At 67.5% G+C, this 13,414-nt stretch carries 16 protein-coding genes; 7 read left to right on the top strand and 9 right to left on the bottom strand.

Going from position 1 to position 13,414, the window contains the following annotated elements:
• Positions 1–47 precede the first annotated feature (47 nt).
• From QLQ12_RS37860 to QLQ12_RS37825, 8 genes are all read right to left on the bottom strand, one after another.
• On the bottom strand, positions 48–239 hold the full coding sequence (locus QLQ12_RS37860; protein ID WP_282765740.1) for a hypothetical protein: 192 nt from the start codon (positions 237–239) through the stop codon (positions 48–50).
• A gap of 341 nt (positions 240–580) precedes the next feature.
• Positions 581–1,477 (bottom strand): type II secretion system F family protein, encoded by an 897-nt coding sequence (locus QLQ12_RS37855; RefSeq protein ID WP_282765739.1) that lies wholly within the window; start codon positions 1,475–1,477, stop codon positions 581–583.
• The gene (locus QLQ12_RS37850; protein WP_407651677.1) at positions 1,474–2,370 is read right to left on the bottom strand and encodes a type II secretion system F family protein; all 897 of its coding nucleotides are present in this window, start codon (positions 2,368–2,370) and stop codon (positions 1,474–1,476) included. The genes QLQ12_RS37855 and QLQ12_RS37850 overlap by 4 nt, the downstream gene beginning before the upstream one ends.
• On the bottom strand, positions 2,367–3,782 hold the full coding sequence (locus tag QLQ12_RS37845; RefSeq protein WP_282765736.1) for a CpaF family protein: 1,416 nt from the start codon (positions 3,780–3,782) through the stop codon (positions 2,367–2,369). Before QLQ12_RS37845 ends, QLQ12_RS37850 begins: the two co-directional genes overlap by 4 nt.
• On the bottom strand, positions 3,779–4,582 hold the full coding sequence (locus QLQ12_RS37840) for a hypothetical protein (RefSeq protein WP_282765735.1): 804 nt from the start codon (positions 4,580–4,582) through the stop codon (positions 3,779–3,781). The genes QLQ12_RS37845 and QLQ12_RS37840 overlap by 4 nt, the downstream gene beginning before the upstream one ends.
• Before the next feature lies 1 nt (position 4,583).
• The gene (locus QLQ12_RS37835; protein WP_282765744.1) at positions 4,584–5,174 is read right to left on the bottom strand and encodes an SAF domain-containing protein; all 591 of its coding nucleotides are present in this window, start codon (positions 5,172–5,174) and stop codon (positions 4,584–4,586) included.
• Between the two features lie 165 nt (positions 5,175–5,339).
• Positions 5,340–6,239, bottom strand: coding sequence for a hypothetical protein (locus QLQ12_RS37830; RefSeq protein WP_407651676.1), 900 nt, complete (start codon positions 6,237–6,239; stop codon positions 5,340–5,342).
• Positions 6,233–6,637 carry a hypothetical protein gene (locus QLQ12_RS37825; protein ID WP_282765734.1) on the bottom strand — a complete coding sequence of 135 codons (405 nt, stop codon included), beginning with the start codon at positions 6,635–6,637 and terminating at the stop codon, positions 6,233–6,235. Before QLQ12_RS37825 ends, QLQ12_RS37830 begins: the two co-directional genes overlap by 7 nt.
• A gap of 476 nt (positions 6,638–7,113) precedes the next feature.
• Between QLQ12_RS37825 and QLQ12_RS37820 the strand changes: the two genes are divergently transcribed.
• The 4 genes from QLQ12_RS37820 to QLQ12_RS37805 all read left to right on the top strand — a co-directional run bounded on the left by QLQ12_RS37820 (position 7,114) and on the right by QLQ12_RS37805 (position 9,329).
• A complete protein-coding gene (locus QLQ12_RS37820) occupies positions 7,114–7,440 on the top strand; it encodes a hypothetical protein (protein WP_282765733.1) in 327 nt (108 codons plus the stop codon).
• 176 nt (positions 7,441–7,616) lie between these two features.
• Positions 7,617–7,940, top strand: a complete 324-nt coding sequence (locus tag QLQ12_RS37815) for a winged helix-turn-helix transcriptional regulator (protein WP_282765731.1) — start codon at positions 7,617–7,619, stop codon at positions 7,938–7,940.
• Positions 7,941–7,976: 36 nt separating this feature from the next.
• Positions 7,977–8,609 carry a prepilin peptidase gene (locus QLQ12_RS37810; protein WP_282765729.1) on the top strand — a complete coding sequence of 211 codons (633 nt, stop codon included), beginning with the start codon at positions 7,977–7,979 and terminating at the stop codon, positions 8,607–8,609.
• 60 nt (positions 8,610–8,669) lie between these two features.
• Complete coding sequence (locus tag QLQ12_RS37805) at positions 8,670–9,329, top strand: HAD family hydrolase (RefSeq protein WP_282765728.1); 660 nt, start codon at positions 8,670–8,672, stop codon at positions 9,327–9,329.
• On the opposite strand, the gene QLQ12_RS37800 is transcribed toward QLQ12_RS37805, so the two are convergent.
• Positions 9,310–10,602, bottom strand: a complete 1,293-nt coding sequence (locus QLQ12_RS37800; protein ID WP_282765726.1) for a helix-turn-helix domain-containing protein — start codon at positions 10,600–10,602, stop codon at positions 9,310–9,312. The genes QLQ12_RS37805 and QLQ12_RS37800 overlap by 20 nt on opposite strands.
• Before the next feature lie 888 nt (positions 10,603–11,490).
• Between QLQ12_RS37800 and QLQ12_RS37790 the strand changes: the two genes are divergently transcribed.
• From QLQ12_RS37790 to QLQ12_RS37780, 3 genes are all read left to right on the top strand, one after another.
• A complete protein-coding gene (locus QLQ12_RS37790; protein WP_282765724.1) occupies positions 11,491–11,976 on the top strand; it encodes a hypothetical protein in 486 nt (161 codons plus the stop codon).
• A gap of 83 nt (positions 11,977–12,059) precedes the next feature.
• Entirely contained in the window at positions 12,060–12,554 is a 495-nt protein-coding gene (locus tag QLQ12_RS37785; RefSeq protein ID WP_282765723.1) for a hypothetical protein, read from the top strand.
• A 31-nt stretch (positions 12,555–12,585) separates the two neighbouring features.
• On the top strand, positions 12,586–13,410 hold the full coding sequence (locus QLQ12_RS37780; RefSeq protein ID WP_282765722.1) for a hypothetical protein: 825 nt from the start codon (positions 12,586–12,588) through the stop codon (positions 13,408–13,410).
• The last annotated feature ends 4 nt before the right edge of the window (positions 13,411–13,414 follow it).

The raw sequence follows: 13,414 nt of genomic DNA, 5'->3' as shown, positions 1-13,414 counted from the left end.
GGGCGCGCGGCACGGCGGTTCCGGGGCAAGGTCATCAGTCGCATGGGTCAGCCGAGGTTGAGGCCGTCGGCCTTGGCCTTGAGCTTCGAGGCAATGACACCGATGACCACAATGGCCATCGCCACCAGCAACGCCGTCACAAGGACGGACTCAGTGGAGTAGCCGCCGTCCTTGGTGTCGCGCACCGTCTTCCAGCGGTGACGGATCTCGGCGGTCAGGTAGCTCAGCAGTTCGGTCATGGCGTGCGCCTCCTTCGAATGCGGGCGACAACGGAATCGGTGCGGGTAGGTCCGGAGCTGGTCAGCGACCCGGCGAGCCACCGTTCGGTCACCATGTGGGGCCGTCCCGACGGCACGGTGGCCTGCTGTCTCGTGGTGGCGGTCGAAGCCATTGCCGTCTCCTTCGGGTGTGCGATTAGGGGCGGGGGTTGTGCGTCACGTGCACTTGGCGACGAGCACGACCACGGCTGCGACGGCGAACGCGGCCCAGAGGAGGGGCCAGATGACGCGTTCTTCGGTACTCACGCCTGGGCTCCTTTCGGTCGGCGCGACGGTGGCGGGATTCATGAACCGGCGGGTGTTCAAAGACCGCCGAGGACGGCGGCCAAAGCGGGGTAACCGAGGAAGATCAGGAAGCCGCCGAACAAGGCGACGATGGGCAGGCTCATCCGCTCGGTCGCGGCGTTGGCCTCACCTTCGGCGTCGGTGAGTTGCCGGTCGCGCAGCGCCACCGCCCGGGAGCGCAGCGACGAGCGGACCCGAGCGCCTTCGGTGCCGGCCATACCGACGGTCGCGGCGAGCTGCTGCAACTCCGCCACGGCGAGGCGCTGACCCAGAGCGGCGAGGATGTCCCACGGCGGCACTCGCGCCAGCCGGGCCTCGGTCAGCGCGTACCGCAGCTCCGCGTATGCCGGGCCGGACCCGACCGAGGCGGCCTCGTCGAGCGCCTGGTCGACCCCGGAACCCGCCGCCAAGGAGATGACCACGAGGTCCAGGAAGGAGCTGAGGGCGTCGCGGAACGCGGCCCGGTGCTTGGCCGCGTCCGAGCGCACCGACAGTTCCGGGGCGAGGAACCCGGCCACACCCAGCACGAGCGAGATCAGCACCGGCACCGTCACGCCCGGCGCCATTCCGGCGAGGGCGAGCAGGGTGGCGAACACCGGCGGCATGAGCAGCCCGAAGACGGTCGCGGTGGCCTGTTCGGCGAGGTGCACGTCGACCGGCTTGTCCACCGTCGCCAAATCGCGGCGGGTGCCTTTGGTGGGCAGGCCGAGGCGGCGCAGCCAGCGCACCGCCGGACGGCCCCACCGCCCCGCCCACCCGGCGGCGACCTCGGCCGCCTCGGCCTCGGCACGGCGGGTCTGTCCGTACGGGGCGTCAAGGGCCTTGTCCAGCCGGGGCGGTGGAGGCACCCAACCGACGACGATGAGCCACAGCCCGAGGCCGGTGCCGACACCGAACAACAGGAACGCGGTCATGACACCACCACCGCCCGCGCGTCGGAGTCTCCGGCGACGCCCGCGAGGATGCGGGAGTTGTCCCGGTCGCGCATCAACCGGGCCAGCCAGAAGAACGCGAAGGCGAAGCATCCACCGGCCATCAGCAGGACGAGTTGTCCGGTGGCGGTGTCGAACGGCGCCAGATAGCCCCGGTTGATCAGGGTGAGGACACCTGCCATCGCCAGCGTCACGCCCACGATGACCCGGGCGCTCGTGCGGTTGCGTTTGCGTCCGGCCGCGATGCGCTGCCGGGAGGCGACCTTCGCGCGGGCGGAGGTGGCCAACTCGCCGAGGACCTCGCCGAGTTGCCCGGCGCTGCCTCGCGCCGCCATCAGCAGGCCGGCGACGACGAGGTCGGCGGTCGGGTCGGCCAGCTCGGCGGCGAAGGCCCGCAACGCCGCCGCCAGCCGCCAACTGCGCTGCAGACGGGTGGCCAGGCGGATCACCTCGTCACGGATCGGCTCGGGGCACTCGATGGCGCTGGTGGTGATGGCCTGTTCAAGCCCGGCCGCGCCGGACAGGTTGTCACGCAGCGCCTCGGTCCACGTGGCGATGGCTTCGATCCGGGCGACCCGGCGGGCATGGTCACGGTCCGGGCCGATGACCGCCGGTAGCACCCACGCCCCCACGGCGCACAGCGCCGCCGCGACCGGCCAGCGGGTCAGCACAGCCACCACCACGCCCACGGCCACACACACCGCTACCCGGCGGCGATCAACCGGGCCACGGGCCGAGGTGAACCTCGACAGCCACGAGTCCGGTTCGAGGTCCGCGGGCCCGTTATCCCGGCCCGACAACCCCAAGGCAACCAGGACCACCCCGAACGCGGTACCGAGCCCGAGCAGCGCGGCCAGGGGCACCGTCAACGTCATGACGACCACCCCCCACCGGGTGCGGTGCGGGCCTCATCCAACAGCCCGGGGTTAAACCCGGCATTGGCGAGCGTGGTCAGCAGCGCGGTAGACGGCGGCGAGCCTGGAACGGCGCGCCCGTCCGGGCCGGGCCGGAAAATCTCGTTCGAGGCGATCGATCGGTCGTCGGCATCCACGACCTCCCGCACGGAGGTGACCACCCGTCGGCCGCCGTCGGTCAAGGTGAGGTGGACAACCAGGTGTACCGACTCGGCCACTAGCAGGTTCGTGGTCGGCGGTTCGAGGCGCTCGGGGGACTGCCTCGCATACAGGGCGAGCTTCTTGAACACCCCGGCCGTCGAGGAGGCGTGGATGGTGCCCAGACTGCCGTCGTTGCCCTGGGACATGGCATTGAGCATCGGGATGACCTCGTGGCCCCGGATCTCGCCGACGATCACCCGGTCCGGCGACATCCGTAGCCCGGAGCGGAACAACTCACTCATGTCGATGGCGCCCTGACCCTCGACGTTGGCGTCTCGCGACTGCATCGGCACCACGTCCGGGTGCAGCGCCTTGTCCGCGTCCAGGGCCAGTTCGTAGGTGTCCTCGATGGTGACGAGCCGCTCGTCCGCCGGAATCTCCGACGCCAGTGCGCGCAGGAAGGTGGTTTTTCCGGCGCCGGTGCGCCCAGCGGCGAGGGTGTTCAACCTGGCCCGGACCGTGGCGGCGAAGAAGGCGCGCAACGCCGGGTTGAGGGTGCCGAGCTGCTGTAGGTCGGCAAGGGTGACCTTGATGTAGTGGTGACGGCGGATCGACAGCGACGGGCGCCGGGTCACCGACATGACCGCTTGCAGGCGGGAGCCGTCCGGCAACTGAAGCCGCAGAATCGGTGCGGCCCGGTCCCAGCGGCGTTCCTCGGCACCCTCTCCGCCGGTCTCCGCGCGGCCGGCGTCGGCGGCGAGGCGACGGATCAGCTCCACCATCTCCGCGTCCGAGTCGGCGATCGGGCCGACCTGTACCTTGCTGCCGTCGGTGTAGCGCACGAACACCTGGTCACAGCCGTTGGCGTTGATGTCTTCCACCCGCTCGTCATTGAGTAGCGGCTGCAAGCCACCCGCGCCGAGCAGCATGTCCGCCACCGACCGCGCCACCCGCGACTCCGCGTCCGGCCGCAACGGCGGACGACCGGCGTTCATCTCCTCGGTGGCATAGACGTCCAGCGTTTCGGTGATGAGACGGCGGGTGGTCTCCTGCTGCTCGACGGCCGACATCACTGCGCCGGTGGCGGTCTCGTGTGCCCGGGTGGCGCGGGTCAGTCGTTCGGCCACCTCGCGGCGGATCCGGCGCACGACCATGATCTCGCTGGAATCCGGGGCCAGCTCGGGCGTGAAGTCGTTGCGGCCCGGCCGGCGCGGATCGAAGGGGTAGCTCATCCGATGGCCTCCTCACGGGCGTCGTTGGCGGGAGCGGTCACCAGGTGCGGGGCGAGATCGTAAAGGAGTGCGGCATAGGCGCGCATCAGCGGCAGGCGCCGCCACCGCTTCCCGGCGACCAGCTCCCCGCCGAGCACGGCCGCCGCCTTACGGTCGTCCGGCAGCGGACCGAGCACCCCCAGCGATGCGGGGTCACGGGCCAGTTCCTCGGCTACATGAGTCGACAGCACCTCGGCCACGTCCGCGGCCGGGTATAGGCCTCCGGCGGCGAGCAGCACCACCAGACGGCCCGCGCCGACATCGACCAGCTCCGCCAGCACCTCACGGACATGGGCCAGCTCGTCCGTACGGGCACGGGCCATCACCAGGACCACGTCGGCCAGGCGTAGCAGCGGCCACGCCGCAGAACCGGGGGCGAGGCGTCCGCAGTCGGCGATGACGAGGCGCTGCGGGGTGGTCAGCACCGCCCGTCCGGTGCCGGTCAACTCCGGCAGCGCGGCACGGGTCTGCGCCCCGCCCGCCGGGGCCACCACCACCGGCACCCCTACCTCGCCGATGACAGCGGTCTGCTGCCCCGCGGGGAACGCGTCCCCCGCGTGAGTGGCTCCTCGCGCGGCGGCGGCCAGATCGACCAGACTCGGCGTCGCCGCCAGGTCGAGGCGGCGCATCAGATCCCCGCCCGCCGGGTCAGCCTCCACCACCACCGGTCGCAAGTCAGCCGGGGCGACGGCGGCCAGCCCGAGCGCGGTGGTCGTCGCGCCGGGGCGCCCCTTGACGTAGGTGACCGCTACGAGTGGCATGTCAGTTGCCTCCGGGCGCGGTCTGCATCAGCACCACCGACCCCGCTGCAGCCGCCAGCTTCGGCGCGTCAGAGTCGTTCAACAGCAGCGTGATCACCGTCGCGCCCTGCCCGTCACCGGCGAGATCCACGCCGAGCACCACCGCCGGCATCACCCCACTCGCAGTGGGCGAGGCGGCGGCCGGAGCCGGTTTCCCCTCGCTGCCCATACCGCTGGCGGAGACGTACACCGCGACCCGCGCACCGTTGGCCAGCCCCTGCGGATACTGGCCCGGCTTCAACGCCACCGACGCGGCAACCTTCCCCGCCGGAGGGAACGCCGCATCACCCACCAACGCCGGAGTCAACAGAGTCCCGGCCACCAACGGAACGACCGCCGTGCGACCGACCACCTGGTCGGCCTGCCCTGCGAGGATCAACTGCACCCCCGGGTCCTGAGCCGCCGACACCTGCCGCAAGTCGGCAGCGGTGATCGCCTGCCCAGCAGCGACCGGCCGCGCCACCGCGAGCACCTGCACCCGGTCACCGAGACGCACCGCGCCCCACGCGTACCCCAGCACGCACAAGACGACCAGCAACCCGCCCAACGCCACGAACGGCAACCTGCGGCGCCGCCGGGCCGCCCGCCACGGCCCCCGCCCCGCACGCGGCGCGGCAACCGTCGGACGATCTTCCAACCCTGTTTTAGGGCGCACGGAACCTAGCGCCATGACCAACGTCCTCCCCGACTTGGCGCTTACAAAGACTCGTTATGCGAGCTAGCGGCTGATGACCGCCTGGGACTCCTGAACCCGGGTCTGCACCTGACCGCTGGTGGTCAGATCCGGCACCGTGCCGGACTGACCCGCCCCAGCCCAGGTCACCTCCCACGTCACCGTCGCGGTCACCCGGTAGGCGTCACTCGCCCGCCGGTACACGTGCCCGCAATCCGGAGACGCCGCCCTCGGATCAGTACCCGCCGTCCACGCCGTGCCCGGACCGTCACAGGTACGAGTGGTGCCGTCCCCCATCGACCACGCCACCTTCACCGGACGAGCGGTCGCCGTCACACTCACCCCCGGAACAGACGCCGTAGCCGACTGCGACGTCCACGAGGCTGCGTCCAGAGCCAGCCAGATCGGCAAGTTGACGAGCTGGTCACCCGGCGGGTTCATACGAATCGTCACTTCAGGCAACTGCAACTTCGCCACCGCTTGACGGGCGACCACCTCGGGCGACACCACCGGCGGAGCCCCCGCGATCCAGAACGGCCCGGTATACCCCTCGGAGTCGCCGCAGTCCCGGTAATACCAGCCGCCCTCTCCAACAGGCTGACCACCCAGGATCTCGATGATGCCCGGACCCAGATCGTTAGCGGGCCTGTAGTAGCAGCCGCCCGCCCCGACTCGACCCCCGTCTCGTTCACACGGAATCTCTTGACCCTGGGGACCACGGCACTTGCCGTCACCACTCCGACCGCCCTTTCCGCCGCCGTCGCTACCCTTACCGGGCCGCTGCGGAGTCCCAGCGCTGATGTTGCAAGCCGGGCGAGGGTCACTCCTGGCGCACTCCACTTTCCCGGTACCGTCGCCAGCCCAGACCGGTGCGGGCATGAACGCGCTGGCGAGCAGGCCGACGAGGACCGTCAGAAGGAGTGCGGGCCGCTGCCGTCCTAACATGTCCCTGACTCCTCCAAGATGAACGAGCTGACCTTCCACGTGTCGTCAGAGCGCTTCACCGTTGCCGTGGTCCGGTGCTTGCTGCCTGGCTCGTCATCCCACAGCTCTCCGGAGGACTTGTACTCCAGCCACTTCGTAGAATCGACACAGTCCAGAACAGTCACCTCTGTTGGCGACTGTTCAGGCTTGACCTCGGTCGCCTTGGGATTCACGGCAAGGTCGCCCTTCGTGATCTTCCCCTGAGCGTGATCTGTGAGCAGCCCGCTTACGATCAGGCTCAACGCCTGGTCAGAGGCGTACTCGCGCAACTGCGGAGCTTCCGCGTCCGACGTCTTCGCCGCCTCAACAAAGGCGCTCCACATGCCGCGATACGCCGTCAATGCGTCACGTTCCGCCACAGCCCTCGGTTCGAGGGTCGGCGCTGCCGATGATGGCGCCGGCAGCGGGATGCTCGGGGTGCTCTCTGACTTGTTCGAGGCACACGCCGCACTAAGCAGGACTGATAGCGCCAGCAGACCACCGAGAACGGGACGGGTGCGCACCGGGTAGTACCTCCAAACTCGTGGACGGTCCTCCTATAGGCGAACCGCGTTAACAACCCTTAGCATCGGCCACTAAGGACAGCCCACCGCAAGGTCACGAGCTGTGATTACACCTTCACCTCGCAGTGGCTGCAACGTACGTGCCTGCGGGAACGTGCCTTCGAGGCGGCCAAAAGAACGTGCATGGCGGTACGTACCTTGAGGCACGTACCGCCGCGCAAAACGGGACAAAATAGCCAGCGATTTGGCACATAGAGGTCATATAGCCCAGAGTGAGCGGGCTATTGCGGCTATTTCAAAAAGTTCCTTGACCCCGAGGGAGGTGTACCGCAATGGACGACGACACCCGCATTGAGCAGGCGCTTGCCGTACTTGCGCGTCCTGGTGTGTATGAGGTGCTTCATGCGCTGTACGTCCGCGCCGGCGTGGCCACCTTCGCCGAGATTGCGGCCGTAGTGGGCCAGGCGCTGTCGCTGCTACGAGCACTGGCGGCCGAGCGCCTCGTGTTCAGCTATCAGTGCGGCAGCCTGGACGTCGAGCCGCATCCGCAGACGGGCTTCATGTTGACCACTAAGGGCGAAGAGGTCACTGCTCACATGATCCGCCTTCAGCAATGGGTCGCCATCCGCAACGCTCGCCCCGGCAGGCACGCCCGGTAGGGCACGGCGCTCTTCTTGCCTGCGCCGCAATGATGAACATCAGTGCAACTCGCCGGTCATACACATAGGACAAAAACATAGCCACGAACACAAATCACTGGCTTGACGGTTGCGTAGAGTCCTACACTTGATCGCTTAGCGTCGCGCGCTCGTGACCGGGGGGAGGTGAGCTGCGCTTGACGAACGATCTTGAACCCATCTACAAACTTGCACGCCGAAAGTTGAACCGTGTCATCCTGAAGAACCTCCGGACGGGACCACTGCAGTACTCCCAGCTCCTTCATGCCGTATCGCAAGACAGCCCCAAGGTCGTCTACCCCAAGACACTGACCCACACGCTGAAATTTCTGCAAGCAGAAGGCCTGGTTGAGCACCACCGGGAGGAACGCCTCGCCGTCTACCGCCTGACCGCCGAAGGCGTCGAATTGATGGACGTGATTTCACGACTCGGTCGGTGGAAAGAAGAACACCACGAGAACGAAGACGGCGACGGTCAATAGCAGGTGCACGCCCTTGTTACATGTGGGTTCGCTGTCGTGGGTGCGCTCGCTGGTATCCCCGTCGCCGCCATCGCGTACGCGACACCAGCGCAGGGCAGTCTTCGCGTACCGGAGCGCTGGTGGTTCGGCACGCCCGCACGTCCGACGGCTGTCGCGACCGTCTCGCTTCTGACCGGTACGGTTGCCGGGCTTGTCACCGGGCGCATCGAGCCATCGGCCGCGCTGCCAGCATTCTGGCTGTTCGCCGTCCTGGGAGTCTGTCTAGCGGTCATCGATTTGCGCCGTCGTCGACTTCCACACGCCATAACCGGCACCCTCGTGGCGGCCTGCATCCTCTGCTTCACCGCCGATGCCTCCCTTGGAGGAGATCCCGGTTCACTCCTGCGGGCACTCGCCACCGGATCAATCACGGCCGTCGCCCTGCTGACCGTGGCGTTGGCACTCCCAGGCCAACTCGGCCTCGGAGACGTTGCGCTAGCCGGCGCGGTCACGCTCAGCCTGGGGTGGCTGAGCTGGCACGCCGCGGCCACGGGCATCGTTGGAGCGTTCCTTTTACAGGGAGCCGCTGCCCTTGCAATCAGGACGGGAACCCGCAAGGACGGAATCATGCCGATGGGACCTGCCCTCGTTACGGGATGGCTCGTTGCTGTCCTCCTTGCGGCCGCGTAGTCGCTTTCAGTGGGCGTCGGCCCCGCATCGCTGCCTACGTTCCTGCGTTAGGCTCCACTCATGATCCGTGCGGTGGTGTTCGACGTCGGTGAGTGTCTGGTTGATGAGACACGTGAGTATGGGACGTGGGCCGATTGGCTCCGGGTGCCGAGACACACATTCTCTGCGGTATTTGGTGCTGTGATCGCGCTAGGGAAGGACTATCGCGACGTCTTCCAGGTATTCCAGCCGGGATTTGACCTAACGGTAGAGCGTGAAAAGCGCGCCGAAGCGGGCCAGCCAGAGCATTTTGACGATGAAGACCTTTACTCAGATGTGCGCCCATCTTTGGAGCAGCTCCGCAAGGACGGGCTTTGGGTTGGCATTGCGGGGAATCAAACAATCCGAGCTGGGAAGATCCTCCGATCTCTTCAGTTGCCGACCGACATGATCGCGACATCTGATGACTGGGGCGTGTCAAAACCAGATCATCGATTCTTTGAAGCCGTCGCACGGGAAACGCCGTGCGAGCCCGAAGAAACAGTGTATGTCGGCGATAGGCTTGACAATGATATCCGGCCAGCCGTGAAGGTGGGCTTCAAGACGGCCCTGATACGCCGAGGACCGTGGGCCACGATTCAGCAGAATGATCCTGACGCGGACCGCCTCGCCACCATGAGGATTGACTCACTCGCCGAGCTTCCTGGGCGGATCGCGGCGTTCAACGCCGCAACGCGGTAAGGGTGGTCTGCCAACTGTAGAGCCGGTCATCTACTCTACGCACATAGTCCGTGTCCGCCCATGGTTGCAGGGAGTTGCGTACCGCTCGTATGCGTTCCATCCCGGTGGCGTACCAGGTCACGGCTAGTTGATCAAGCGCCTCATGGATACGCATGCAGGCTTCCCGGGGCTTCTCCTCGGCAACCTCCACGGCCGCAAGGTCGCCTAGCAGGACCGTCTTTTGCTTTCCCTCATCTGAGGTGAGCCCAGCCAAAGCGGTAGTGAGGGTTTTCCGTGCTTGGCTGTACCGGCCAGCCTTTAGTTGAGTATTTCCCTTGAAAGCGGCAAGCCTGGCTGCGGAAAACCATGTAAACCATTCGGGCGACATGTGGTTTGCGCCGTTGGCTAATATGCGCTCCGCGCGGTCGATCGCGTGGAGCGCATCCTTCGGATGCCGGCAGAGGGTGTCACACTCGGCTTCAACAGCATCAAGCCATGCGAGGAATTCTGCGGAGGCTGGGCCGCGCCGCGCATAAGCTCGGGCCGCGCGAAGCCGCTCCTGAGCTTCGCTTCGGCGCCCCTCCCAACCGGGGACGAATGCGGCATGAGCTAGGACCGCCGCACCAAGTAACGGATCGTCCGCCTCGCCTGCCGCCTGAAGTGCACGGATTAGAGTATTCCCTGCTTCGTCGGGAAGGCGGAGATCAAAGAACTCGATGCGACCCGCCAGGAGCAGAGATTCAGCGAGCGAAGTGGCCAGCAAGCGCCGGGCAACACCGCTTGTTTCGGCAAGGAGCTGCAGGCCAAGGCGAGTGTGCTCCACAACGGTGGGATGCAACTGGGTCGGCTGGACACTCCAATACATACGGCGATGCGCAATAGTGATGGTGGCGAAGTCAGCGCCAATCGTCGGCGGCTGCACCGGTGTGGCGGCCTGCGGCAACGGCAGGGCGGCGGCCTGGTCAGGAAGATGACGCGGAGCGGCCTCCTGGGCCGGCGCAACGCCTTGGTCTTGCCATGGTGGCGTAAAGCCCAATTGGTCTATCGGGAGATGTAGAACGTGCACGAGAAGACGCTGGTGGTCGGCTCGGGGCCATGGCGGCTTGGCTGACTCCCAACGGCGAACCTGGCGAACGCTGACCTCGGTCTGATTTAGCCCGATACGGAGCGCGGCCTCCGTTAGCGCACTGGCGAAAGCTTGCTGCGAAGCATAGCCAGCATGCTGCCGAGCGGCCTTCAGCGCAGTGTTCATCGGCGGGCGAGGGGTCATCAGCGTCACCTCCGTGCGGGGCATCTTCCTTTACGGTAGAACATCATGGCCTCCAGGAGGACTCGCGACCCCCGCATCCGGCACTTGCTGCCCATTTAAGTCCTCTCTAAGTCCTAACAACGGCCTTCCGGTCCTCTTTGGATCGCGACACTCTAGCCGGGAGCGGCATTTCACGCTGAGTGCACTGTCGATCACCAAATTCACGAGTGGTGAGCGCGGTCCGCCAAACCAGCCGCGTGCCGCCATTGACGCCATCCCGGAACACCGGAAGGAGCCCCCCGTGGCGACCTCGTACTACGCCAAAACGGCGGAAACGAAGCTGCAAGCAGCGCAGGCGCTACTCAACCAGCATGTGACGTCGAGTGCGACGGGCCGATGCCTCGTATGTGATGTACCGGGACCGTGTCCCCGCCGTGAGAACGCGGTGGTGATCTTCTCCCGGACGTTGCGGTTGCCGACGCGTCTGCCGGGAGCAAGTCGCCCTGAACTGGTCGGCGCGCGCCGGGTCGGTTCGCCGGGACTGCTGGCGGGGTAGCGGTGAGTTCCGGTGTGGCCGTGTCCTGGCGATGTGTTCCTGGTGGGTCGGGCGGCGAGTGTGCAGTTCGACGGCGATCGAGGGCTGCGGGTCCGGGTGGCGTGGGTGGATCTGAAACCGACCTACGACGGCTGGGCTTGGCTGGCGGTGTATGTGCTGGGGCCGGACAACCAGGCGGTTGCGCGCCGGGACATCTATGTGCGGGTGGCGGGGTTGCGGCTGGTGGAGGCTGCGCCGAGCAGGCCGCGCTCGGCACGGAATGCGGGTCCGGGCCGGAGTTTTCCGCCGGTGGTCCGGAAGGGGTGCCGGGGGTGATTGAGGTGCGTCGGCACGTGAATGGGCTCCGTTGTCCGTTTGGCTCGGGCCAGCGGCCTCGGTTGCCGCTGGCCGACCGTAACGCCGGGTACGCGCCGCAGACGATCGTGCTGAAGGACCGTCATGAGGTCGGTGTGGCGGCGTCGTGGTGGCTGGATGTGTTGCTGGGTTTCCATGGCCGCGAGCGGCACTGGGCGTTGTACGACCCTGAGGGGACGGGTGTGCGGCTGGAAGTCGTGAAGTGGAACACGACGCTGCGCGATCCAGGCGATGTGGCGGCGGCGCAGCAGTGGGCGACGTTGTTCGTCGAGGCGTCGGACCTTCTCCGGCAGGAGCAGGCGGCGGCCGGCACGGGCTGGCTGACGGTTCCGGCCGCTCCGGCTCGGGTGACGGAGTGGCGGGCGGTGCTGTTCGCGGGCCGCTCGTTCTACGCGCCGTTGTTCAACGTGTCGTCGCTGTGCATGCTGCCGGTCCGCGATGTCCTCCCGGCTACCGGGGCCGATTGCGCGTGCCTGTCGGTAGAGGACGCCGGAGACGGTGCGCCATGACCTATCGGACTCCCGGCGGGTTCGTCCCGGAGCAGCGGTACAAGCCACAGTGCCTGATTCGCCTCGGCGGTGGGCGGAGACGGTTGGCTGACCGCGACGTCGACGGTTTCGTGGTCCTGACTGACCTGTACGGCGAAGAGGACTGGTTGTGCTACCTGCTGCGCTTCAGCGCAGTGCCGCATGGCTGTTGGGTGCTGGAGGAACCTGCACGGCACAAGCGCTATCTGCGAGTCGTCGACCTGGATGAAACGCTGACCGATCCGGGTGCGCTGGAGCAGGCGCAACGGTGGGCGGCGTGGACGATCACGCACGGGCCGGTGAACGCCACCTGGGCTGAGGCGGTGGACTGCGTGAACCCTCCCGGCTTGCCGCGGTTCGTGCAGTGGCTGGCGGTCCGTTGCGACGGCTGGACCGGCTATGCGGCGTTGATGAACGTCACGCGCCCGTGCGAGGTGCCGGTGACGGCGCTGGATCCGGAGACCGGAGCGGACTGCATCTGCCTGTACAAGCCGCAGGAGTGTGGCCGCTGTAGCGAGTGCGCGATGGCGTCGGCGCGGGCGGTGTCCGATGACGGCTGACCCGATCAACGCAGCAGAGGGGACGGCGGAGATGACCGAGCGGGTGGATGGTTCGGCGGCTGCCGGTGAGCAGTGGCCGATGCTGCGAGACGCCGTGAAGGCGGCGTTGGGCTCGGATCCGGACTGCTTCGACATGGCCGGAGTGTGGGTGCTGGCCGATCTGTTGGAGTCAGTGGATCCGGCGGTGACCGGCTGGAATCTGGAGCTGGCCGAGGCGGCGGTGTTGCTGTTCGGTGAGGCCCGGGTGGGGCCGGAGGATCGGGCGCTGGCGTGGCTGCGGTACGCGCAGCGGTCCGCGTCGGTGCTGGCGGGGCCGCTGTCGAAGCAGTCGTGTACGGCCAGTTGGGCACTGGGGCGCCTCTGTCAGCGGCTCGGCAATCGGCGGGAGGCCGCTGCCGCGTGGGAGGTCGCGGTGCTGGCCCATGAGCGACGCAAGCAGTGGGACGAGGCGGGGGAAGCCCGGATTGAGTGGGCGACCTGTTTGCACCGGTCGGGAAGCTGCGACGAGGCGGTAGCGGTGCTGCGCCAGGCATGGGACCTGCCGAAGTTCGGAACGAACTATCGCTCGCCACGGGTTCCCATCGAGTGCATCTCGTTGCTGTTGCTGTGTGGCCGGCGGGACGAGGCGACGGCGCTGTGGTCCGAGGCGGAGGCCCGCAAACCGACGCCGCTGGCGATGTCATGGGCGCTGGAGATGTTGCACGCCGACGAGGCAAGCGGTACGCGAGCCCGCGACGCTCGGGCGCACCGCCAAGTCTGCGCCCATCGCGGCAGGGACGTCAGCGCGCCCCGTGTGCCTCAGCAGCGCCGTCGTGTGGTGCCGCTGCTCGGGGTCGGGGGCTGCGGTCATGGGTAGCGCG

Source organism: Actinoplanes sandaracinus (genome assembly GCF_030009775.1).
Lineage (GTDB): Bacteria > Actinomycetota > Actinomycetes > Mycobacteriales > Micromonosporaceae > Actinoplanes > Actinoplanes sandaracinus.
This window is presented reverse-complemented; position numbering and strand designations above follow the sequence as displayed.